The organism is Pseudomonas sp. B35(2017) (assembly GCF_002113645.1).
Classification (GTDB): Bacteria; Pseudomonadota; Gammaproteobacteria; order Pseudomonadales; family Pseudomonadaceae; genus Aquipseudomonas; species Aquipseudomonas ekonensis.
This window is the reverse complement of sequence record NZ_NEIZ01000018.1, coordinates 75,765-95,158: the sequence shown is the minus strand read 5'-3', so window position 1 is coordinate 95,158 and position 19,394 is coordinate 75,765. Positions and strand designations below refer to the sequence as shown.

Genomic DNA, 19,394 nt, shown 5'->3' with positions numbered 1-19,394 from the left:
ACTGGCCGGCCCTTTTTGACCCTTTTCGAGGAATCGCCCATGTTCAAAGTCAACGAGTACTTCGACGGCACCGTCAAGTCGATCGCGTTCGGCACCGCTGAAGGCCCCGCGACCATCGGCGTCATGGCTCCGGGCGAATACGAATTCGGCACGGCCCAGCGCGAAATCATGCACGTGGTGTCGGGTGCGCTGACCGTCAAGCTGCCGGACAGCAACGAGTGGGAAACCTTCGCCGCCGGCAGCCAGTTCAACGTACCGGCCAACAGCAAGTTCCAGCTGAAAGTGGCCGTCGACACCGCCTACCTCTGCGAATACCGCGGCTGATCTGACGGATCGCGCCACAAACAAAAATGCCCGTGTCCAAGGACACGGGCATTTTTGTTCAGGGGCCGGTTACTCGAGGATTTCCACCGGCATGCCGACTTCCAGCCGGCCGTTGCCGTCGTTCACCAGGTTCTGCCCGAACATCGCGCCGTCGGCCTGGGCGCGGGTCTTCTGCAGGGTCGCAAGCGGTTCGCGGTCGGCGCTGCGCTCGCCGGTCTTGGGATCGATCGTCGTCAGAATGCAGCGGGAGCAGGACTTGACCACGCGCAACTCCACCTCACCGATGCGGATCCGCTTCCAGCCGTCCTCGGCATAGGCCTCGCTGCCTTCGATCACCAGGTTGGGCCGAAAGCGCAGCATTTCCAGGGGACGCCCGACCTCTTGCGACAAATGCTGCAAGGACGCTTCACCGATCAGCAACAGCGGGAAGCCGTCGGCGAACGCCACCTGGTCATCATCCTTGCCGTAGCCGGCCTGGGTGATGCGGGCGCGATCCAGGGGCACCTGCACCAGCCGCGTCGGTTTGCCGATGAAGTCGCTGACCCACCGGGCCGCCTCGTCGCCGGCATCCGGCACGCGCAGGGTGTCGCGCCAGATGGTCACGCCGCGCAGCTCGGCCGCGTCGCCGGGCACCGCGACATCGATGGCCCCGTGGCCCGCAGCGCTGAGGGTCAGCCCGCCTGCGGGATTCCACAGCGCCGACAGCTGGCTCATCTTCGCTTCGGCGCGCTGGGTGAGGAAACGCCCGCTGGGCTCGTCCACCAGCATCCAGCGTCGGTCCCCTTCAAGCCCCAGCTTGTCCAGGCCGATCCCTTGCAGGACCTCGGCCTTGCCGGATTTCAACGGGTAACGGTAAAGCGCGCTCAGACGCAGCATGGCCAACTCCCTGGAGGGTAAAGAACGCCACCCTATACGAGCCGGCCGTTGAATCAAAGCCCCAATGCGGCGACGCAGAACCCGCCCGTGATCAGGCCGGCACTTCGTCGAGCATCAGCCGTTGGCGCACCACGTCGACCAGCTTGTCCGGCTGGAACTTGGAGAGGAAGTTGTCGCAGCCCACCTTCTTCACCATCGAGTCGTTGAAGCTGCCGGACAGCGAGGTGTGCAGTACCACATACAGGCCACGCAGGCGCGGGTCGTTGCGGATTTCGGTGGTCAGACGGTAGCCGTCCATTTCCGGCATTTCCGCGTCGGTGAAGACCATCAGCAGTTTGTCGGTCATGTTCGCGCCGCTGTCGGCCCAGGACTTGAGCAGGTTCAGGGCCTTGAGGCCGTCGCTGGCGATGTGCATCTTCACGCCCAACTGGCCGAGGGTGTCGCGCAGTTGCGACAGGGCGACGTTGGAGTCGTCCACCAGCAGTACTTCGCGGCCCCGGGCACGTTCCAGCACCGGATCGTCAAGCTTGTCCCGCGACACTTTGGCGTTGTAGGGCACGATTTCGGCCAGCACCTTTTCGACGTCGATGATTTCCACCAGTTGATCGTCGACCTTGCTGATCGCGGTCAGGTAATGCTGGCGGCCGGCGCTGGTCGGCGGCGGCAGGATGGCTTCCCAGTTCATGTTGACGATGCGGTCCACGCCGCCCACCAGGAACGCCTGCACCGAACGGTTGTATTCGGTGACGATGATGGTGCTGTTCGGGCCCGGCACCAGCGGGCGCATGCCGATGGCCTGGGACAGGTCGATCACCGGCAGGGTCTGGCCGCGCAGGTTGACCACGCCGCAGACGAACGGGTGACGCTGGGGCATCAGGGTCAGCTTGGGCAGTTGCAGGACTTCCTGCACCTTGAATACGTTGATCGCGAACAGTTGGCGCCCGGCCAGCCGAAACATGAGAATTTCCAGGCGATTCTCACCCACCAGTTGCGTGCGTTGGTCTACCGTGTCGAGAATGCCGGCCATCAATGACTCCTGGGCTTGTTCTGATGAATTCACTAAAAGGGGTTATCGGCTGCACGGGCCGGATCTTGATCCCCGGCCGCAAGACTGCAAAATGCCACGTCAAAGCATTGATGTCACATTAACATCATGGTTTACTGGCCCCGTGTTTTCATCTGCTGAACTCCCACAGGCGCGACCTCGATTTTCGCGCCAGGTTCCCGTGCCTAAGGGAATCCCCTAGTAACAATCAGGCCCAACCTGATGTTCGCAGTATCCAATAGCCATTAATGTGACGCCATTCTCATTGCATGAACGGAGTCAGGCTTTTGTGTGCGATCGCAGGTCAGTGGTTCACCACCCTCCCAAAGTCCCCAGCCCCTGCCCGGGCGCACCGGGGTGCGGCCACTCGACGGTGCATGATCGGCGGCACACACGACATTCGCTCATCCGACACGACGTTGCGGAGATAAGCATGCCGATCGACCGTAAAGAGTGGGCGCAGCGGTTCCCCGAATTTCTTGTCGAAGCCGAAACGCTCCTGGCCAAGTCCGAAGAATGCCTCAGCCATCTGCAACTGATCAGCAACGACCGGGACGCCATCGACTGCATGCTCGGCACGCTCCTCAAGCTGGCGCACAAGGCCAACGACCTGGCGCTCAAGGCGATCTCCGAGTTTTCGTTGACCCTTCACCGGCTGCTCAACCAGGCGCTGGAACAGGTGAACCTGCACGCCGAGGCGCTGGGCGCCCTGCAGGACTGCTTCACCCTGATGGCCTGGCAACTGGAGTTGGTCGATCAGCACACCGGCCAACTGGGCCTCGATGAAAGCGAGCAGACGTCGCTGATCGAAGCCTTTGCGTTTCAAGTCGGTCAGCCGTGCTTTCCGTCGCCCCTCGGCGCCAAGCCGATGACCCGGGTCGGTTACCCGGAGCGACAGGCCCAAATCGGCCGCTGACCCTGACGCGCAGGCGCATGCCACCCGCCTGATGTGCCCATGCGCAGGTCGCATTCAGACCGTTCGCATATCTACCAGCGACAAATCCACAAAAACAATAATCGCCGTCCGACAAAACTTTCCTTGTCGACATCGGGGATTGCCTGTACATGAAACTTCGGAAAAAGCCGATATCTATCGAGTCTTGAATATCAACTTTTCCATTATGGAACAGGCGTCCAACAAAGCATGTTTCCTGACTTGCTGGACATATATCGCAAACGCGACCAACGGTATCCGAAGTGGTATTATGCCGCCCGCTAGTTGCTTTCAATTAATGGCACGGTGACGCCCACCGCAACATAGACCGAAGTTAACGATCACTTTCGCCCGGTCGCCACGTTGAAGCATTGAACCGAACGACAATATTTAAGACAGAGATCCGCCAGCCCCCATGGCCGGTCTGCCCGCAGCGATCATCCATTGGCTCCATCCGCTATGCACGCCAGCCTCAAGTCAATCACCACATGGCCGCCCTCCCGGGAAAACGCACGCCGGTTCACCCTGACGCTGTGCATTTGCTCTGCGGCAGGCTGCGCGCTGACCTATGGCCTGTCGGCGCCGATGTCGCTCGGCCTGCTGCTGGTCAATGTCGTGGCCGCCGGTTGCGTCGCGGTGCAGTACCGGCTTTCGCGCAAGTCGATCAAGTTTCAGCCCCAGGAACTGGCCGACCGCTTGCTGGAAGTCCAGGAAAACGAGCGCCATCGCCTCAGTCGCGAACTGCACGACGACATCGGCCAATTGCTGACCGCCGCCAAACTGCAGAGCGAATGGCTCAAGCGGCGCCTGCCGGACGACCTGCAGACCTCCTGCTCGGCGCTGTGCGACACCCTCGAAGAGACCCTGAACAAAGTGCGGGACGTGTCGGCGATCCTCAACCCGCGGCAATTGACCAGCCTGGGCCTGGAAGCCAGTTTGCGCGCCCACCTGCTCAAGACCCTGGGCAGCACGGCCATTCACTGGAGCCTGGACTGCCAGCAGCGCCTGAACGGCATTCCCGAGGAAATGGCGGTGGCCGCGTTCCGCATCACCCAGGAAGCCGTGACCAACATCCTGCGCCATGCGAACGCCCGCAACCTGCTGATCCGCATCCAGCGCTTGCCCCAGGGCCTCACCCTGATGATCAGCGATGACGGCCAAGGGTTTTCGCCGGCGCAGAACCCCGGCCGCGAAGGGCAGCGTGGCATGGCGGGCATGTCCGAACGGATCGAACAGCTGGGCGGCAAACTGACCGTCACCAGCGAGCCAGGCAAAGGCACTCAAATCGAAGCACTTTTCCCCTGGGCGCCCCGCGCGCTTGAGCGGGCCAGCACCCATAAGGTTTTGCGTTGACTTGTAACTTACTCCTGGTGGATGACCACTCGCTGATCAGGGCCGGCGTGCGCGCTCTGGTGCTCGACATTCCCGGCTACGCCGTCATCGGCGAGGCCAGCGACGGCTCGCAGTTGCTCGAACTCGTCGAACGGCTGATTCCGGATATCGTGCTGCTGGACATCTCGATGAAGGAGACCGGCGGCCTGGAAGCCTTGCAGCAGCTCAAGCGGGTGCGCCCGCAAAGCAAGGTGCTGATCCTGTCGATGCACACCGATCCTGCGCTGATCATGCAGGCGCTGGAGTCCGGCGCCCACGGCTACCTGCTCAAGGACACCACGGCCACCGAACTGGAACACGCCCTGGAGGCCCTGCGCAACAACGAGCGCTACCTGAGCCCGGCCATCGCCCACACGGTGATCAACCAGGCGCTTATCCGCACCCAGAAGAGCCAGCCCGAGACGACCGACACCCACAACCTGACGGCCCGTCAGCTGGAGATCCTGCGGCTGATCGTCCGGGGCAAGTCCACCCGGGAAATCGCCAACGGCCTGGGGCTGAGCATCAAGACCGTGGAGACCCACCGCTCACAGATCATGAAACGCCTGCAGATCTACGACGTGGCCGGCCTCGTGCTGTTCGCGGTGCGCGAGCAGATCATCAGCCTGGACGATTGACCGCCGCACCGCCCAGCAAGGGCGAGTCCGGCGGCAGGTGCACCCGCAACGCACCGGGGCGTGCCTCGAACCGCAGGTTGTCGCCCTCCAGCGGCTCGCCGTCGAGGTTGATGCACAGCCCCTCGGCGACCTTGATCTCGACCCAGGGCAGGCGGGTCCTGACGAACAGGTTGTCCAGGCCGAAACCATCGCTGAGCAATGTCTTCAGCGTGCCCACCACCTCCTGCGGCGCCGGCAGGATGCCGATGTCCAGCATCCCGTCGTCGACCACCGCCTGCGGGCACAGCACATGCCCGCCGCCGGCCTGTCGGCCGTTGCCGATGCCCAGCGCCAGCAGCTCGCCGCTCCAGTAGAAATCCGGCCCCTGCAGTTCGCCGTAGGCGGCGTGCAGCTCACTGAACCGCGACAATCCGGTGAACAGGTAAGCGGCGCCGCCGAGCACCTTCTTCAGGTCTTCGGACGTATTGGCGGTCACCTGGCTGCCGAAGCCGCCGGTGGCCATGTTGAGGAACACCTGCCCCCCCACTTCGCCCAGGTCGATGTCGCACGCCGGCACATCCAGCAAAGCCAATGCATCCGCCACCTCCAGCGGAATGCCGGCGGCACGGGAAAAGTCATTGGCGGTGCCCAACGGAAGCAGGACCAGACTTGCCTTGCGCCCATGGCCCGCCAACGCCTGGGCCACATCGCGCAACGTGCCGTCCCCTCCGCCGGCGATGATCTGCGTGTAGCCGGCCTCCAGCGCCTCCTCCACGATCCGCTGCGCATCTCCGGCTTCCCAGGTCAGGCGCACCGCCAGCGTCCAGCCGTCCTTGCGCCTGCTTTCTACAGCGGCACGCACCTGCTCGTTGAGTGCCTGTTTGCCATGCAATATCAAAAGCGCCTTGCGTTCACTCATGCCAGTCTCCCTCCGGACAAAGACGGTACAGGCCATGTTGACCATCGTTGAAGGCAAAAATCCCGAACGCGTTCGGCAGGCCGGGAAGCTCAACGGCCTCGTCCTACAGAACAAAGATCTTTCTTACAAAACCTGAGGAATCGGCTCAATTGACCTGATTCCGGCAATGGGAGACCGTGTGCGGGCTGTATCAATCACAATCTGACCACAACACAAGGATGTGCATGAAATGAGCGTAGACACCTCATGGGCGCTTGAAGGGTTGGGCGACCTCAACGGTTGCCCAGGCGACAACCAGGCAGAAGGCGGGCGCTGTCATGTTGAGCCATGAAGCCAGAATGCCGTTGAGCCCTGTGCCCTCCCTCACCGAGAACCGCCCCGGTCAAAAGAGCGAACACAAGAACAACGACAGGAAAACCGGAGAGGCCGAAATGGAACCACGTGTCGTCGAACTGGAAACCCACCTCAAGTACATCCGCCGGGATATGGACGAGATCCGTGAGGACGTCAAATCCATCAAGTACCGATTGGCCTATTCGGCGGGAGCGACAGCGGTTGTGCTGGGGATGCTGGGATGGGTGGCCAACAGCCGGTTCGACCAGCTCGTATCGCTGCTGAGCCCTTTAATGTCCGGGTGAGTGCCAAGCCTTGCCGACGGCTTCGCACCCACCCGGAAAGATCAGGCCAACAGCTCGCTCAGGGGGATGAAGGACACTTCGTCTCCCGCAGACAGGGTGCGTCCCTCCATGACTTCCACCAGCCCATCGGCCCACGCCGCACTGCGCAGGACGCCTGAGCTTTGGTTGCGGTAAATGATTGCGCCGCCCTGATCGAGGCGGCCACGCAGATACTCGCGGCGGTTACCGGCCTGAGGCCAGTCAAACCGTGCAGGCACCCGGAACTTCAAGGGCGTGACATCCTGAACGCCTTGTCGCCGCAAGATGTAGGGTCGCGCCAGCAAGGCAAACGTCACCAGCGTCGAGGCCGGGTTTCCGGGCAGGCCAATCACCGGCACGCCCCGGAAATGGCCGAACGTCAGCGGTTTTCCAGGTTTGATCGCCAGTTTCCAAAGCGCCAGCTCACCCTCTTCCCTCAAGGCGACCCCAAGGAAATCGGCCTCCCCCACCGAGACCCCGCCCGTGGACAGAATCAGGTCGACGTCCTGCAACTGCCCCAGACGCACACGGGTGGCATCGAGGTCGTCCGGAAGAATGCCGGCATCGATCACCTCGCAGCCCATGCGCTGCAGCCAACTGCACAGCAGCACCCGATTGCTGTTGTAGATCTGCCCCGCCCCCAGAGGCTGGCCAGGTTCGATCAACTCGTCCCCCGTCGACAGCACGGCGACACGCACCTTGCGCACCACATCCAGCCCGGCGCATCCCAAGGACGCCGCGAGGCCCTGCTCAATCGGCCCGAGGCGGGTTCCCGTCGTGAGGATCAACTCGCCGGCAGTGGTTTCCTGACCTTGGGGCCGGATGTTCTGCCCGGCCACCAGGGGTTCGAGGAAACGCACGCGCCCGTCGGCCTGAACCTCGCTGTTTTCCTGCATCTCCACGCAATCGGCACCGGCCGGCACGGGAGCCCCGGTAAAGATCCGTGCGCAGGTGCCGGGCTGCAAGGGTGCCGGCGCCTGCCCCGCGAACACCTTCTGGCTGACCGGCAGGGGCTGCCCTGTCCAGTCGCTCAGGTTCAGGGCATAACCGTCCATGGCGCTGTTGGGCCAAGGCGGCAGATCCAGCGTCGACAGCAGGTCGGCGGCCAGCACCCGCCCCTCCACCTGCGCCAACGGCAAATGCTCGCGCTCAACGATCGGTGCGGCTTCGGCCATGTCCAGCAATCGCGCCAACGCCGTTTCCACGGGCATCAGGCTGCCGGTCTTGCCCGGCTTACCCGCGGGATTCACAAGGCACCGCCTGTTTCAGGTGAGGCACGAAGTTGCACGGGCGGTGCCGTGCATCCAGCTGCTCCGCGAGAATGCCGTCCCAACCGGTGCGCACCGCGTTGGTCGACCCCGGCAGGCAGCAGACCAGCGTGCCGTTGGCCAGGCCCGCCAGCGCCCGAGACTGCACAGTGGACGTGCCGATGTCCGCCACCGAGATCTGACGGAACAGCTCGCCGAACCCGTCGACCTGCTTGTCGAGCAGACACGCGACGGCCTCCGGGGTGCTGTCGCGACCGGTGAAGCCGGTGCCCCCGGTGATCAGCACCACCTGCACGACATCGTCGGCGATCCACCCGGCCACTTGCGCGCGGATTTTGTACAGGTCATCTTTGAGCAGCACCCGCTCGGCCAGACGATGGCCGGCCGCCGTCAGCCGATCGACGAAGACCTGGCCTGACGTGTCGGTTTCCAGGGTGCGGGTATCGCTGACAGTCAGCACCGCGATGTTGAGCGGTGCGAAAGGTACATCGGCCTTGGCTTTCATAGGCTCGTCCAGTTGTGGGAGAAACAGCCCGGTGTTATATCACAGCGCCCCCTTTTTCTGCCCCACCGGAGAGCCGCCATGAACACCAACCCGCCGTTGCCGCCCTGCTCCATCCTGTTGCTGGCCGGTGGTCGCGGCCAACGCATGGGCGGCCAGGACAAGGGGCTGGTGGAGTGGCAGGGCGCGCCCCTGATCGCTCACCTGCACCGCAAGGTGCGCCCGCTGACGGACGACCTGATCATCTCCTGCAACCGCAACCGGGAACGCTATGCGCCATTCGCCGACCAATTGGTGACGGACGACGAAACCGACTTTCCCGGCCCGTTGGCCGGGATCCGCGCGGGCCTGATGGCTGCGCGCCACCCGCACCTGTTGGTGCTGCCCTGCGATGTGCCGGGCATCGATGCGGCGTTGCTGCACAGCATGCGCGAAGCCGCCGCCCTGGATTCTGACAAACCTTTAATGTTGCGCCATGACGGGCACTGGGAACCCCTGCTCTGCGTGATTCCCACCCGCCTCTCGCCAGCCTTCGACGCCGCCTGGGACGCGGGTGAGCGCAGCCCCGGCCGGGTGATGCGCGACCTGGGCGCCGTTGCCCTGCAATGTCCGGACAACGATCCCCGGCTGGCCAATCTCAACACGCCCGAACTGTTAAGCGCACATAACACTGTGTCAGACTGACACCCAGCAAGGAACTTGCACGCCGTGCATACGTCTCAAGCTCAGTAACCAAAAGAATTTCCCTTCGGAGACAAACACATGACTCAACGGACCCTCGCCACTCTCATGCTCGCTCTGGGCCTGGCCACGCTCGCCGGCTGCGCTTCGCCGACCGTGATCACCCTGAATGACGGTCGTGAGATCCAGGCCGTCGACTCGCCGAAATTCGACAAGGATTCGGGCTTCTACGAGTTCGAACAGCTGGATGGCAAGCAGACCCGCATCAACAAGGATCAAGTGCGCACCGTCAAAGAGCTGTAAACCTTCAGCACGCGCCGGATACGAAAAAGCCCGCATCATGCGGGCTTTTTCATGCCTGCCGGAAACATCCCCGGCAACGGTCACCACTGCAGCGTGATGCGGCTTTCGAACTCGCGCTCCTGCCCCGTGACCGGATCGATGAACCGCAGCCCCTGGGCCAGCAGCTTGAGCGGCTTATCGTAGTCGTCCTCGGCGTCAGCGTCGGCCGATACCTGCGGATAGAACGGATCGTTGCAGATGCTCGCGCCCAGCGCCGTCATGTGCACGCGCAACTGATGCTTCTTGCCGGTCACCGGGAAGAGGCTGTAGCGCCACAGGTCGCCGTTCTTTTCCCGCACCTGCACGAGGGTTTCCGAATTGCAGGTGCCCTCGATCTCCTGGGTGCGGAAGAAAGGCACGCCATCGACCAGACGGCTCTTGTGCACCAGCGGAAAGCTCAACTGGGGCAAGGCCGGCGCAATCGCTTCATAGCGCTTTTCGATCTGCCGGGTCGGGAACAGCGATTGGTACGCCGAACGGCTCTGCGGGTCGGCGGAAAAGATCACCAGCCCCGCCGTATGGCGGTCGATGCGGTGCAGCGGCACCAGATGCGGATTGTCCAGGCGCCGGATCAAGCGGCGCAGCAACGTCTGCTCGACATAACCGCCAGACGGGATCACCGGCAGGAAATGCGGCTTGTCGACCACCACCAGATGGTCGTCGGCGTAAAGAATCGACTCCTCCACCGGAATCGGCTTCTCGTCCGGCACCTCGCGGAAGTAGTGGATCCGCAGCCCTTCCTTGTAAGGCAAGTCCACCGAAATCGGTCGGCCCTCGCCGTCGAGCACCCGACCACGGGCGATCCGGTCCAGCCATTGCTCGCGGCTGATGGCGCCGAAGCGTTCGCACAGGCAGTCGAGCACCGTCATCCAGGCGCCGGGCGGCAGGTGAAGGGTGCTGGCCTGATGCCGGGCCGCGGAAAATGTTGATGTGGACATACGGAACTCGAACCCTCAATGCAGGCGCGCATTATCCAACAGGGAACGAAACGAACCTAGCGCCGATTCCGGAATCCGCCTCAGGCCGGTGCAGGTTCGGCGGCCGCCGCTTCGGTGAACTCCTTGAGCCAGCGCAACACGTCGACAGCCTCCCAGCGACCCGGGTCGTACAGGGCGTACAGCAACCCCTGATAACCGACGACGTCCAGTTGCCTGTAGTAGCCGGCCCGCTGGAACAGGGCCTCGATCTCGGCGAAGCACGTATTGAAATGCAGTTTGCTGAACGGCGTCTTGCCTTCCGTGACCAGTCCGTCCAGGCGCAGTTCGAGGACGGCCTCGCGCACCACGTCAACCGACATCCGGTTCACGCTGTTCTTCAACTGTTCGACATTGACCACGGCTCATCCCTCTGACGTCCGGTGCGCCTGCCGTCTGCCCGAAAGGGACATGGCATGGCGAACCCGCTCATTTACTGTATGCGCATACAGTATAGAAGCAAACGGAAATTGCCAAGGGACGCGTCGGCGAGCGCGACAAGCGGAAGTGACGGCAGGCAGGAATCAAAGGCTAACGCAGGAACGCCACCACCTGATCGGCGCTGAACGGCCACCCCAGTTCGGCCCCGGTGTCCGTGCGACGCAAGACCGGAATCCGCAGGCTGTAGGCCTCGAACCAGGACTCGTCGTCTGCGATGTCCACCAGTTCGACCAACAGCCCGTTCTCGACGAAGGGCATCAGCAGGGACTCGGCGACCTCGCACAGATGGCACCCCAGGGTGCCGAACAGCTGACATTCCGGAAGCATGTGCGCTCTTCCCAAAAATTGAACGGACATTCTAGGCCCGCCCCGAAAACCCGTCGAGCCACCCCGATGGCAGCGCCCGCACATCGCCCCCTTCCGCCGATGCCCTGACACAGATCACGGCGCCGAAACGCGTTTCAGCCGATGCTCCGATGTTTTTTGCCTCTACGCTTCCATGGCCTGCCCATCCGACCGGAGTGTTTCGTGTTCGCCAACCTGCTGATCATTCTTGCCTCATCCTTGCTGGTGATTGCCCTGTTCCGCCGCCTGCGCCTGCCACCGGTGCTGGGCTACCTGTGCGTGGGGCTGATGGTGGGCCCGACGGCGTTCGACTGGGTCAACGAAAGCGAACACCTGCCGGATCTGGCCGAGCTGGGCGTGGTGTTCCTGCTGTTTTCCCTGGGCCTTGAGTTTTCCCTTTCGAAGATGATCGCCCTGCGCAACGTGGTGTTTCGCCTGGGCAGCCAGCAGGTGCTGTTCAGCACGGCGCTGCTGGGCGGTGTCCTGATGTTGCTGGGCATGCACGCCCTGCCGGCCTTGCTGCTGGGCGCCGGACTGTCGCTGTCGTCCACGGCGATCGTCACCAAGGAGCTGGGCAGCCTGGGGGAAGTGTTCAGCAGCCACGGCCAGAATGCGGTGGGCGTGCTGCTGTTCCAGGACGTGGTGGCGGTGTTGCTGCTGACGCTGGTGCCGGCGTTCGCCGGAAGCGGCGGGCAAGCCTGGTACTGGGCCTTGCCGCTCACGCTGCTCAAGACCGTTGTGCTGTTCTTCGGGTTGCTGCTGGCCAGCCGCTGGCTGTTGCCGCGGCTGTTCCACGAGGTGGCCGCCTCACGCTCGGCCGAACTGTTCGTGTTGCTGGCGCTGGTGATCGTGCTGTTGACGGCATGGCTGACTCACTTGCTCGGCCTGTCCCCCGCCCTGGGCGCGTTCCTGGCCGGCATGCTGCTGGGCGAAAGCCACTACCGGCACCAGATCGAGGCCGACATCCGGCCGTTCCGCGACATCCTGCTGGGCCTGTTTTTCGTCAGCATCGGCATGCTCATCGATCTGCGACTGTTCGCCAGCCACAGCCTGGCGATCGTCGGCCTGACGTTGGGTTTGCTGCTGATCAAGGGGGCAGTGGTGGCGGCGCTGGTGAAATGGCGCGGCAGCGACAGCGAAACCGCCTGGCGCAGCGGCCTGGCGCTGGCCCAGGGCGGCGAGTTCTGCTTTGCGCTGATGGCCCAGATGCAACAGCACAGCCTGCTGCCCGAAGGGCTCGGCGCCCTGCTGCTCGCCGCAACCTTCTGCTCGATGCTGCTCACGCCGCTGCTGCTGCGTGCCGCCCCGCGCATCGCCGCCCGCCTGCACCGCAAACCTAACCAGACCGCGCAGATCGAAGAAATCAGCGCCCTCAACGCCGGGTTCGACCGGCACGTGGTGATCTGCGGGTACGGCCGTGTGGGCCAATCCATCGGCCGTTTCATGCGCAACGCCGGGCAAGCCTACGTCGCGCTGGACAACGACCCGGTGCGCGTTCAAGAGGCCGCCGCCACCGAACGGGACGTGCATTACGGCGACTCCGCCCGCGGCGACCTGCTGACCGCCGTCGGGCTGCTGCGCGCCCGGCTGCTGGTGATCGCCGTAGACCAGAGTGATGTCGCGCTGCGGGTGCTCAAGGAAGCCCGGCGCCTCAACGCCAAGGTACCGATCCTGGTGCGCACCCGCGACGACAGCCAATGGGCGGAACTGAAGGCCGCCGGCGCCAGCGAAGTGGTGCCGGAGCTGCTGGAGTCGAGCCTGATGCTCGCCTCCCACGCGTTGATCCTGCTGGGCCTGCCTGCGCACAAGGTGCAGGAGAAGGTCGATCAGGTGCGCATCGACCGCTATCGCCTGCTGCACGGGTTCTACCCCGGCAGCGAAGACGAAGAGACCTAGTCCTGACTGACCGCACCGATCTTGTGCAGCGACAGGTCCGCGCCGTAATACTCCTGCTCTTGGGTCAGGCGCAGGCCGTGCAGCGCGCGGATCGCCCCATAGACGGCGAACCCGCCGGCCAGCGCCACGACCACGCCCAGCGCCGTGCCGATCAATTGGCTGGCGACGCTGACGCCGCCGAGCCCGCCCAAGGCGGTCTGGCCGAAAATCCCGCAGGCCACCCCGCCCCACACGCCGCACAGTCCGTGCAGGGGCCAGACGCCGAGCACGTCATCGATCCGCCATTTGACCTGGGCGGCGGTGAAGCACCACACGAACAAGGCGCCGGCGATCGCCCCGGTCGCCAGGGCGCCGACCGGGTGCATCAGATCGGAACCGGCGCACACCGCCACCAGCCCGGCCAAGGGGCCGTTGTGCAGGAAGCCCGGGTCGTTGCGTCCGACGATCAGCGCCGCCACCGTGCCGCCGACCATCGCCATCAGCGAGTTGACCGCCACCAGCCCGCTGACGCCTTGCAGGGTCTGCGCGCTCATCACGTTGAAGCCGAACCAGCCGACGATCAGGATCCACGACCCCAACGCCAGGAACGGAATGCTCGAAGGCGCGAACGCCACCAGACGGCCGTCGCGGTAGCGGCCGTTGCGCGGGCCCAGCAACAGCACCGCCGCCAGCGCCAGCCAGCCGCCCACGGCATGCACCACCACGGAGCCGGCGAAGTCATGGAAGCCTGCGCCGAACGTCGCGGCCAGCCAGGCCTGCAGGCCATAGTTGCCGTTCCAGACCATGCCCTCGAAGAACGGGTAGATGAACGCCGTGATCAGCGCCGTCGCGCACAGTTGCGGCACGAACCGCGCCCGCTCGGCGATGCCGCCGGATATGATCGCCGGAATGGCCGCCGCGAACGTCAGCAGGAAGAAGAACTTGACCAGCCCGTAGCCGTGGTCGGCGCTGAGCACCGCCGCCGGCTGCAGAAACGTCACGCCGTAGGAAATCCAATAGCCTATAAAGAAATAGGCCAGGGTCGAGACCGCGAAGTCGCTGAGAATCTTCGACAATGCGTTGACCTGGTTCTTCTGGCGGACCGTACCGACCTCCAGAAACGCGAACCCTGCGTGCATGGCCAGCACCATGACCGCGCCGATCAGAATGAACAACGTGTTGGAGCTGTGAACCAGCGTGTCCACAGCGCTTTGCAGATTTTCCATGAGGAGGCAGACCCAAGGCTGAAAATGGCACCAAAGCGGTTCACGCGGGCATTTCTTGCACCAAGTTGCGCCCGGCGGATCCGCGAACCCAAGGTTCGTGAACCGCATTGGCGCACCCGGCCGATGTCCTGACACAAACCGTTATCATCCGGGCCGGGATTTTCCCGGCTCCGCGCCCGGCAACAGCGCACAGCGGCCGGATCGCGCACCACGACACAGCAAGAGTTGTACCAGCCGATTGCGCTGAACCTTCGCGCAAGGCCCATACTCGAACGCTTCAGAACGCCACTAACGGAGATTCCCCATGGCCGGCACCAAGGCAAAGACTGCTCAAGAGATCCTGATGGACGATTTCCAGACCCTGGTCAGCGACACCGAACGCTTGCTCGAACACACCGCGACCCTCGCCGGCGACCAGGCCGACGAGCTGCGCGCCCAGATCCACGAAAGCCTGCTGCGTGCCCGGGAGACCCTCAAACTCACCGAAGACAGCCTGCGCGAGCGCGGTCAGGCAGCGGTCGCCGCCACCGAGGAATACGTGTCGGCCAACCCTTGGCAATCGGTGGGCATCGCCGCCGGCGTCGGCTTCCTGCTTGGCCTGCTGGCCACTCGGCGCTGATCATGTCGATCGGTGAATCGGGCCCGTCCTCAACGGGAACAAGCTCTTCCACGCGGCGCCTGGGCGCCGCCTTCCTTGGCCTGCTGCACAGTCACGTCGAACTGTTCGGCATCGAACTGCAAGAGCAGAAGGCGCGCACCGTCAGCCTGCTGCTGTTCGCCGGCCTGGCCCTGGTGTTCGCGCTGCTGCTGTTGGTGGGCCTGTCGGCGCTGGTGCTGATCGTGCTCTGGGACACGTATCGCCTGGCCGCGATCATCGGCCTGTGCGTGTTCTATGCCCTGGCGGCGATCTTCTGCGCGTTGCGTCTGAAGGCGGCCGTCTTCGATGAATCCTCGCCCTTCCACGGCACCCTGGAAGAGCTGGCCAACGATCGGGAGCGCCTGCTGCCATGAGCCTGCCTGAACTTCCGCGCAACAGCTCGCGCCAGGAAATGCGCAAGGCCCTGATCCGCCTGCGCATGGAAATGCATCGCCAGGAGATCCGCCACGAAGCCGGCCAGGTGCTGCAGCCGCTGCAGCGCATGCGCGGGATGACGCAAAACCTGCAGGACGGTTTCGGCATCAAGCATGCGCCGCTTTGGGGCATCGCCGCGGTCACGCTGCTCGGCTTCCTCACCGGCAAAGGCGCCAAGGGCGGCGGCGTCGGTGGATTGAGCCGCCTGATCCGCCTGGGCAGCGCGCTCGGGCCGCTGATCCGGCTGGTGATGCAGAACGCCAACAAGCGCTGAGCCGCTGTCTGGCTGCATTCTTGCAACGGCGCCGGGACCGGACTCCGCAGCCTGGAGTTCCGGCCCTGCCCGCCTGCCCGGCGGGCATCCGAACCCGAACAAGAATAACTAAGGAGGCCTCGTGATCGACGGGCAACCGCTCGCCTGCTTTCAGCCTTTCATCGATACCGCCACCGGACGCATCGCAGGCGTCGAGGCACTGGGGCGCCTGCGTCAGGCCGATGGCCGGTTGACCTCGGTCGGGCCGCTGTTCTCCGACCCGCGCACCCCCGCCATCGCCCTGCGGCGCCTCGACCGGCAGATCCGCGACAACGCCTTGAGCCGCCTGCACGAAGCGCCGGCGGACTGGTTCCTGAGCCTGAACATGTCGCCGCGCTGGATCAGTCGCCTGCGCCCTGAGCAAGCCTTGCCCAGCCTCAAGCAGCTGGCCCGGCACGGCGTCGATGCGCAGCGGATCGTCTTCGAGATCACGGAACTGGGCGGCAACAGCCAGCGCCTGGCGCAAGTCGTCGCACGCTACCGCGACGCCGGGGCACGCATCGCCATCGACGATTTCGGCGCCGGCCACTCGCAGCTCGACCGGGTGCTGGCCCTGCAGCCGGACATCCTCAAGCTCGACATGCGCCTGTTCCAGGCCGCCGCGCTCGGCGGGCCCAGCAGCGATGTGGTCAAGGCCCTGGCCCAGATGGCCGAGAAGACCGGTTGCCGGATCATCGCCGAAGGGGTGGAGACCGAGGCCCAGCTCAACTACGCGCTGGAGTGCGGCTCGCGCTATGTGCAGGGCTACCTGTTCGCCAGGGCGCAGGAAGCGTTTTTCGAGACGGATGCCTTCGTCGAGCGCTTCGCGGCGCTGCGTCAGCGTTATGTGCGCCAGAAGCTGGACGAACGCAGCCGGCTGATGGAGCTGCGTCGGCAACTGGCCGAATGGATGGCGGCCCTGCAAGCCTGGGCCGGGGCCGGCGCACCGGTCAGCGCCCTGCCGCAGCCGCAGGCCTTTGCCTGGCTGCTGCGGTTCTACCTGTGCGATCGCCAAGGCACGCAACTGACGCCGAACCTGGAATGGCGCCACGGCGCCTGGACCGCCGACGACCGCTACATGGGCCATAACTGGTCGTGGCGACCGTACTTCCATCATTTGCTGGCCGAGGGCCGGGAGGAGCGGCGCCTGATCCTGTCCGACACCTACCGCGACGCCACCAGCAACCAGTACTGCCTCACCGCCGGACAGTTCTTCGACGACGGCGAACGCCTGCTGCTGATCGACATCGACGCTGCCGGACTCTAGCCGGACTTGCGCAGGCCAGCCCGAACCGGGAAGCTAGGCCATCACTCATCCGATGGAGAGCCCCCGCCTTGGATTGGCACACCCTGCTCAACCGCGAACGCCTCGGCAAACCGCTGCACAGCCCGCAGGAACTGGGCCGCAGCCCGTTCCACAAGGATCACGACCGGATCATCTTCTCCGGCGCCTTCCGCCGCCTGGGGCGCAAGACGCAGGTGCACCCGGTGTCGAGCAACGACCACATCCACACGCGCCTGACCCATTCGCTGGAAGTCAGCTGCGTCGGGCGCTCGCTGGGCATGCGCGTGGGCGAAACCCTGCGCGGCGTCCTGCCCGAATGGTGCGAACCGAGCGACCTGGGCATGGTGGTGCAGTCGGCTTGCCTGGCCCATGACATCGGCAACCCGCCGTTCGGCCACTCCGGCGAAGACGCCATCCGCCACTGGTTCCAGCAGGCCGCCGGACGCGGCTGGCTGGATGCGATGAGCGAGGCCGAACGGGGTGACTTCCTCAACTTCGAAGGCAACGCCCAGGGTTTCCGCGTGTTGACGCAGTTGGAATATCACCAGTTCGACGGCGGCACCCGACTGACCTACGCCACCCTCGGCACTTACCTGAAGTACCCGTGGACCGCCAGGCATGCGGACTCCCTGGGCTACAAGAAGCACAAGTTCGGCTGCTACCAGAGCGAACTGCCCCTGCTGGAGCAGATCGCCCACAAGCTCGGCCTGCCGCAGCTCGAGGAACAGCGCTGGGCCCGCCACCCGCTGGTGTACCTGATGGAGGCGGCGGACGACATCTGCTATGCGCTGATCGATCTGGAAGACGGCCTGGAGATGGACTTGCTGGACTACGCCGAAGTCGAGTCCCTGCTGCTGGGCCTGGTGGGCGACGACCTGCCGGAAACCTATCGCCTGCTCGGCCCCCAGGATTCGCGGCGGCGCAAGCTGGCGATCCTGCGCGGCAAGGCCATCGAACACCTGACCAACGCCGCGGCCCGGGCCTTCGTCGAACAGCAGGACGCCCTGCTCGCCGGCACCCTGCACGGCGATCTGGTGGAGCACATGCACGGCCCGGCCAAACGCTGCGTGCTGAACGCCAAGGACATCGCCCGCAAGAAGATCTTTCAGGACAAGCGCAAGACCCTGCACGAGATCGGCGCCTACACGACGCTGGAGATTCTGCTCAACGCCTTCTGCGGGGCCGCGCTGGAACAGCACAACGGCCGCACCCCGTCCTTCAAGAGCCGGCGCATCCTCGACCTGCTGGGCAACAACGCGCCGGATCCGCGCGGCCCGCTGCACACCTCGTTCCTGCGCATGATCGACTTCATCGCCGGCATGACCGACAGCTACGCCAGCGACATGGCGCTGGAGATGACCGGTCGCTCCAGCCATTGACCGGACGCCTGAACGGTCGCCCCGCCGACCGTTCAGGCGCCCGGCACCCTGGCCGGTTTGCCGGGAGGTGAAGGACATTAAACAACCGCCCCCACCGCCGCCCCGGCCCGATCCGTGCCCTCTGGATCGGGGAAAACAAATGGACGCAGACCGTTAACACTTAGAGTAAACAGTGAAGGGCGATTTACTCTTCCTTACTCCACACCCAGCCCAACAGTAGTCGCATTCCCTTTTAAATGTAGGAACATTCCTATATTGCCGTTAGAGCCAAGTCAGTCCCTGCGGGCGCTTATTCATCTGAGCTAATGTGCGCGCTTTATTCGTGCTTGCATGGGACTTGAATATGAACTCCGTTTTTATTGTCGACGATCACCCGGTCATCCGTCTTGCCGTTCGCATGTTGCTGGAACATGAAGGCTACAAAGTCGTCGGTGAAACCGATAACGGGGTCGACGCCATGCAGATGGTGCGGGAGTGCATGCCCGACCTGATCATTCTCGACATCAGCATTCCCAAGCTGGACGGGCTGGAAGTCCTCGCACGCTTCAACGCCATGGGGTCGCCCCTCAAGACACTGGTGCTGACGGCCCAATGCCCAACCCTCTTCGGCATCCGTTGCATGCAGTCGGGGGCCTCGGGCTATGTCTGCAAACAGGAAGACCTGAGCGAACTGGTGAGTGCGATCAAAGCGGTGCTGTCCGGTTACAACTACTTTCCCAGCCAAGCATTGAATCCCGTGCGCAATGACGATGTCCGTTATGCCGAACTGGAACTGTTCAAGTCCGTCAACGACCGCGAACTGATGGTATTGCAGTTGTTTGCCCAAGGCCGGACAAACAAGGAAATCGCCAAGGGCATGTTTCTGAGCAACAAGACCGTCAGCACCTATAAAAAGCGCCTGATGCAAAAACTGAAGGCCCGGTCTCTGGTGGAACTTATCGAAATGGCCAAACGCAACGCATTAGTGTGA

At 64.0% G+C, this 19,394-nt stretch carries 23 protein-coding genes; 14 read left to right on the top strand and 9 right to left on the bottom strand.

Going from position 1 to position 19,394, the window contains the following annotated elements:
- Positions 1-39 precede the first annotated feature (39 nt).
- Positions 40-324, top strand: a complete 285-nt coding sequence (locus CAG41_RS23580) for a pyrimidine/purine nucleoside phosphorylase (RefSeq protein ID WP_085577937.1) — start codon at positions 40-42, stop codon at positions 322-324.
- 69 nt (positions 325-393) lie between these two features.
- Here the strand turns inward: CAG41_RS23580 and CAG41_RS23575 are convergent, their stop codons facing one another.
- Positions 394-1,200, bottom strand: coding sequence for an MOSC domain-containing protein (locus CAG41_RS23575; RefSeq protein ID WP_085629850.1), 807 nt, complete (start codon positions 1,198-1,200; stop codon positions 394-396).
- Between the two features lie 91 nt (positions 1,201-1,291).
- Positions 1,292-2,227: a chemotaxis protein CheV gene (locus CAG41_RS23570; protein ID WP_085577939.1), complete on the bottom strand. Its 936-nt coding sequence runs from the start codon at positions 2,225-2,227 to the stop codon at positions 1,292-1,294.
- 451 nt (positions 2,228-2,678) lie between these two features.
- Here CAG41_RS23570 and CAG41_RS23565 point away from each other — a divergent pair, with 451 nt between their 5' ends.
- The 3 genes from CAG41_RS23565 to CAG41_RS23555 all read left to right on the top strand — a co-directional run bounded on the left by CAG41_RS23565 (position 2,679) and on the right by CAG41_RS23555 (position 5,188).
- Complete coding sequence (locus CAG41_RS23565; RefSeq protein WP_085640454.1) at positions 2,679-3,161, top strand: hypothetical protein; 483 nt, start codon at positions 2,679-2,681, stop codon at positions 3,159-3,161.
- 477 nt (positions 3,162-3,638) lie between these two features.
- A complete protein-coding gene (locus tag CAG41_RS23560) occupies positions 3,639-4,532 on the top strand; it encodes a sensor histidine kinase (protein ID WP_085577941.1) in 894 nt (297 codons plus the stop codon).
- The gene (locus tag CAG41_RS23555) at positions 4,529-5,188 is read left to right on the top strand and encodes a response regulator transcription factor (RefSeq protein WP_085577942.1); all 660 of its coding nucleotides are present in this window, start codon (positions 4,529-4,531) and stop codon (positions 5,186-5,188) included. The genes CAG41_RS23560 and CAG41_RS23555 overlap by 4 nt, the downstream gene beginning before the upstream one ends.
- Here the strand turns inward: CAG41_RS23555 and yegS are convergent.
- Complete coding sequence (yegS, locus tag CAG41_RS23550; protein WP_085707529.1) at positions 5,172-6,086, bottom strand: lipid kinase YegS; 915 nt, start codon at positions 6,084-6,086, stop codon at positions 5,172-5,174. The two genes, CAG41_RS23555 and yegS, sit on opposite strands and share 17 nt — an antisense overlap.
- A 317-nt stretch (positions 6,087-6,403) precedes the next feature.
- On the opposite strand from yegS, the gene CAG41_RS28680 reads away from it, so the two are divergent.
- The gene (locus CAG41_RS28680) at positions 6,404-6,724 is read left to right on the top strand and encodes a hypothetical protein (protein WP_170930300.1); all 321 of its coding nucleotides are present in this window, start codon (positions 6,404-6,406) and stop codon (positions 6,722-6,724) included.
- A gap of 41 nt (positions 6,725-6,765) precedes the next feature.
- Here CAG41_RS28680 and glp read toward each other — a convergent pair whose 3' ends face one another.
- On the bottom strand, positions 6,766-7,992 hold the full coding sequence (gene glp, locus CAG41_RS23540; RefSeq protein WP_085707528.1) for a gephyrin-like molybdotransferase Glp: 1,227 nt from the start codon (positions 7,990-7,992) through the stop codon (positions 6,766-6,768).
- Entirely contained in the window at positions 7,976-8,515 is a 540-nt protein-coding gene (moaB, locus tag CAG41_RS23535) for a molybdenum cofactor biosynthesis protein B (protein ID WP_085577945.1), read from the bottom strand. Before moaB ends, glp begins: the two co-directional genes overlap by 17 nt.
- 78 nt (positions 8,516-8,593) lie before the next feature.
- Here moaB and mobA point away from each other — a divergent pair, with 78 nt between their 5' ends.
- Both mobA and CAG41_RS23525 read left to right on the top strand, forming a co-directional pair.
- Positions 8,594-9,196 (top strand): molybdenum cofactor guanylyltransferase MobA, encoded by a 603-nt coding sequence (mobA, locus tag CAG41_RS23530; protein WP_085629844.1) that lies wholly within the window; start codon positions 8,594-8,596, stop codon positions 9,194-9,196.
- Positions 9,197-9,274: 78 nt separating this feature from the next.
- Positions 9,275-9,496, top strand: coding sequence for a YgdI/YgdR family lipoprotein (locus tag CAG41_RS23525; RefSeq protein ID WP_085577947.1), 222 nt, complete (start codon positions 9,275-9,277; stop codon positions 9,494-9,496).
- Between the two features lie 80 nt (positions 9,497-9,576).
- On the opposite strand, the gene CAG41_RS23520 is transcribed toward CAG41_RS23525, so the two are convergent.
- The 3 genes from CAG41_RS23520 to CAG41_RS23510 form a co-directional block, all read right to left on the bottom strand.
- A complete protein-coding gene (locus CAG41_RS23520; RefSeq protein ID WP_085707527.1) occupies positions 9,577-10,473 on the bottom strand; it encodes a pseudouridine synthase in 897 nt (298 codons plus the stop codon).
- An 80-nt stretch (positions 10,474-10,553) separates the two neighbouring features.
- On the bottom strand, positions 10,554-10,871 hold the full coding sequence (locus CAG41_RS23515; RefSeq protein WP_085707526.1) for a transcriptional regulator: 318 nt from the start codon (positions 10,869-10,871) through the stop codon (positions 10,554-10,556).
- A 169-nt stretch (positions 10,872-11,040) separates the two neighbouring features.
- Positions 11,041-11,277, bottom strand: a complete 237-nt coding sequence (locus CAG41_RS23510) for a glutaredoxin family protein (RefSeq protein WP_085577950.1) — start codon at positions 11,275-11,277, stop codon at positions 11,041-11,043.
- 201 nt (positions 11,278-11,478) lie between these two features.
- Here CAG41_RS23510 and CAG41_RS23505 point away from each other — a divergent pair, with 201 nt between their 5' ends.
- A complete protein-coding gene (locus CAG41_RS23505) occupies positions 11,479-13,191 on the top strand; it encodes a monovalent cation:proton antiporter-2 (CPA2) family protein (protein WP_085640462.1) in 1,713 nt (570 codons plus the stop codon).
- Here the strand turns inward: CAG41_RS23505 and CAG41_RS23500 are convergent.
- Positions 13,188-14,396: an ammonium transporter gene (locus CAG41_RS23500; protein WP_085640464.1), complete on the bottom strand. Its 1,209-nt coding sequence runs from the start codon at positions 14,394-14,396 to the stop codon at positions 13,188-13,190. The genes CAG41_RS23505 and CAG41_RS23500 overlap by 4 nt on opposite strands.
- Positions 14,397-14,700: 304 nt before the next feature.
- Between CAG41_RS23500 and CAG41_RS23495 the strand changes: the two genes are divergently transcribed.
- The 6 genes from CAG41_RS23495 (at position 14,701) to CAG41_RS23470 (ending at position 19,394) form a co-directional block, all read left to right on the top strand.
- Complete coding sequence (locus tag CAG41_RS23495; protein ID WP_085577953.1) at positions 14,701-15,015, top strand: YqjD family protein; 315 nt, start codon at positions 14,701-14,703, stop codon at positions 15,013-15,015.
- Between the two features lie 2 nt (positions 15,016-15,017).
- Entirely contained in the window at positions 15,018-15,407 is a 390-nt protein-coding gene (locus tag CAG41_RS23490) for a phage holin family protein (protein ID WP_085577954.1), read from the top strand.
- The gene (locus CAG41_RS23485) at positions 15,404-15,742 is read left to right on the top strand and encodes a hypothetical protein (RefSeq protein ID WP_085577955.1); all 339 of its coding nucleotides are present in this window, start codon (positions 15,404-15,406) and stop codon (positions 15,740-15,742) included. The genes CAG41_RS23490 and CAG41_RS23485 overlap by 4 nt, the downstream gene beginning before the upstream one ends.
- Positions 15,743-15,863: 121 nt before the next feature.
- Positions 15,864-17,027, top strand: coding sequence for an EAL domain-containing protein (locus CAG41_RS23480; protein ID WP_085577956.1), 1,164 nt, complete (start codon positions 15,864-15,866; stop codon positions 17,025-17,027).
- A gap of 68 nt (positions 17,028-17,095) precedes the next feature.
- On the top strand, positions 17,096-18,424 hold the full coding sequence (locus tag CAG41_RS23475; RefSeq protein WP_085577957.1) for a deoxyguanosinetriphosphate triphosphohydrolase: 1,329 nt from the start codon (positions 17,096-17,098) through the stop codon (positions 18,422-18,424).
- A gap of 343 nt (positions 18,425-18,767) precedes the next feature.
- Positions 18,768-19,394: a response regulator transcription factor gene (locus CAG41_RS23470; protein ID WP_085577958.1), complete on the top strand. Its 627-nt coding sequence runs from the start codon at positions 18,768-18,770 to the stop codon at positions 19,392-19,394.

Excerpts from the sequence above, each read along its gene's own strand:
- CAG41_RS23495 (WP_085577953.1), top strand. The coding sequence starts at position 14,701 with ATGGCCGGCACCAAGGCAAAGACTGCTCAAGAGATCCTGATGGACGAT.
- CAG41_RS23510 (WP_085577950.1), bottom strand. The coding sequence starts at position 11,277 with ATGCTTCCGGAATGTCAGCTGTTCGGCACCCTGGGGTGCCATCTGTGC.
- moaB (WP_085577945.1), bottom strand. The coding sequence starts at position 8,515 with ATGAAAGCCAAGGCCGATGTACCTTTCGCACCGCTCAACATCGCGGTG.
- CAG41_RS23525 (WP_085577947.1), top strand. The coding sequence starts at position 9,275 with ATGACTCAACGGACCCTCGCCACTCTCATGCTCGCTCTGGGCCTGGCC.
- mobA (WP_085629844.1), top strand. The coding sequence starts at position 8,594 with ATGAACACCAACCCGCCGTTGCCGCCCTGCTCCATCCTGTTGCTGGCC.
- CAG41_RS23565 (WP_085640454.1), top strand. The coding sequence starts at position 2,679 with ATGCCGATCGACCGTAAAGAGTGGGCGCAGCGGTTCCCCGAATTTCTT.
- CAG41_RS23500 (WP_085640464.1), bottom strand. The coding sequence starts at position 14,396 with ATGGAAAATCTGCAAAGCGCTGTGGACACGCTGGTTCACAGCTCCAAC.
- CAG41_RS23575 (WP_085629850.1), bottom strand. The coding sequence starts at position 1,200 with ATGCTGCGTCTGAGCGCGCTTTACCGTTACCCGTTGAAATCCGGCAAG.
- CAG41_RS28680 (WP_170930300.1), top strand. The coding sequence starts at position 6,404 with ATGTTGAGCCATGAAGCCAGAATGCCGTTGAGCCCTGTGCCCTCCCTC.
- yegS (WP_085707529.1), bottom strand. The coding sequence starts at position 6,086 with ATGAGTGAACGCAAGGCGCTTTTGATATTGCATGGCAAACAGGCACTC.
- CAG41_RS23560 (WP_085577941.1), top strand. The coding sequence starts at position 3,639 with ATGCACGCCAGCCTCAAGTCAATCACCACATGGCCGCCCTCCCGGGAA.
- CAG41_RS23580 (WP_085577937.1), top strand. The coding sequence starts at position 40 with ATGTTCAAAGTCAACGAGTACTTCGACGGCACCGTCAAGTCGATCGCG.
- CAG41_RS23485 (WP_085577955.1), top strand. The coding sequence starts at position 15,404 with ATGAGCCTGCCTGAACTTCCGCGCAACAGCTCGCGCCAGGAAATGCGC.
- CAG41_RS23570 (WP_085577939.1), bottom strand. The coding sequence starts at position 2,227 with ATGGCCGGCATTCTCGACACGGTAGACCAACGCACGCAACTGGTGGGT.
- CAG41_RS23470 (WP_085577958.1), top strand. The coding sequence starts at position 18,768 with ATGAACTCCGTTTTTATTGTCGACGATCACCCGGTCATCCGTCTTGCC.
- CAG41_RS23520 (WP_085707527.1), bottom strand. The coding sequence starts at position 10,473 with ATGTCCACATCAACATTTTCCGCGGCCCGGCATCAGGCCAGCACCCTT.
- CAG41_RS23490 (WP_085577954.1), top strand. The coding sequence starts at position 15,018 with ATGTCGATCGGTGAATCGGGCCCGTCCTCAACGGGAACAAGCTCTTCC.